General features: G+C 55.8%; 2 protein-coding genes. Both read right to left on the bottom strand.

Features of this window, described 5'->3' with window-relative positions; genetic code table 11:
* Window positions 1-140: 140 nt before the first annotated feature.
* Complete coding sequence (locus VI25_RS19725) at window positions 141-440, bottom strand: winged helix-turn-helix domain-containing protein (protein ID WP_045687218.1); 300 nt, start codon at window positions 438-440, stop codon at window positions 141-143.
* Between the two features lie 66 nt (window positions 441-506).
* Window positions 507-1,042: hypothetical protein (locus tag VI25_RS25290; protein WP_161806991.1), on the bottom strand; the 536-nt coding region annotated here is incomplete at its 5' end.

Here is a 1,042-nt window from a genome sequence, read left to right as displayed (position 1 = left end):
TTTGTAGCGCCGTGAGAGGTAGCCGCAGGGGTATAACCCGCGCCGAGGAAGCGCCGGGCAAAACTGGGGTAGCAAGCGTAGACATATCGTTACTTATTTTTGAAAAGAACTTTGTGTTTCAAAGTTTAAGGGCAAAAAAATTACACGGCGCCGCGCAGCAATTTTTCCAGGGCCGTTAGGTGCTCCTGAAACGCCTTTTTCCCGTCGGTAGAGGCGGCGTAGGTTGTATTGGGCTTTTTTCCCACAAACTGCTTACTGACTTGCACATAGCCAGCCTTTTCCAGGGCCGACACGTGGCTGGCTAAGTTGCCATCGGTTAGGTCAAGTGCTTCTTTCAGCTCGTTGAAGCTTACCGACTCGTTTGCCATGAGCACAGCCATCACGCCCAACCGTACCCGATTGTCGAAAGCCTTGTTTAGCGTGTGGATGTTGTGTTTCACAAGTAGTAGCGCCAGCAGTACACCAGCGAATTATTGAACGGTGCTACGTAGAGAGGAACGCAAGGGCTACCCCTCCTGCCGCTCGTAGCGGTTGTACATCAGCAGGCCGTAGAGAATGTGCCCCAGACCAAACCCAAGTGCAAAGAACGCCAACCCAAAGCCAGGCAGCAACACTGCTGCTAATCCTAGTCCTATCTGCGTGAGTCCCAGCCACCGAATTTCATCGAGGGTGTATTTGCTGGCATTGAGTAGAGCGAGACCGTAGAACACCAGTAGGCCTGGTACTACCAAACTCACCGCTCCCCGCGTGAACAAGGCGAGGCAGAACAACCCTCCCGTTATCAACGGAATGGCCATGCTGATGGCAAGCCGCCGACCTAAGGCACTCCATACGGGCAGACCAGCCCGCCGAGCCCGGCGCACGGTAAAGAAAGTAGCCACGGCCAGTGCTGCTCCAATCATGAGGGCGGCCAGCAGTAGCAGGTAGGGGAGCACTAACCAGCGCTCCTCCTCCGTGCTTTGCAACAGACGTAAGAAGCCGGCGCTACCATACTCCCGACGCAGAAACCAATGCCCCGCCCCGGCCCCCCGCCAAGGCGACT

The organism is Hymenobacter sp. AT01-02, assembly GCF_000961955.2.
Classification (GTDB): Bacteria; Bacteroidota; Bacteroidia; order Cytophagales; family Hymenobacteraceae; genus Hymenobacter; species Hymenobacter mucosus.
The sequence above is the reverse complement of the archived record's forward strand: the minus strand, read 5'-3'. Positions and strand labels throughout refer to the sequence as shown.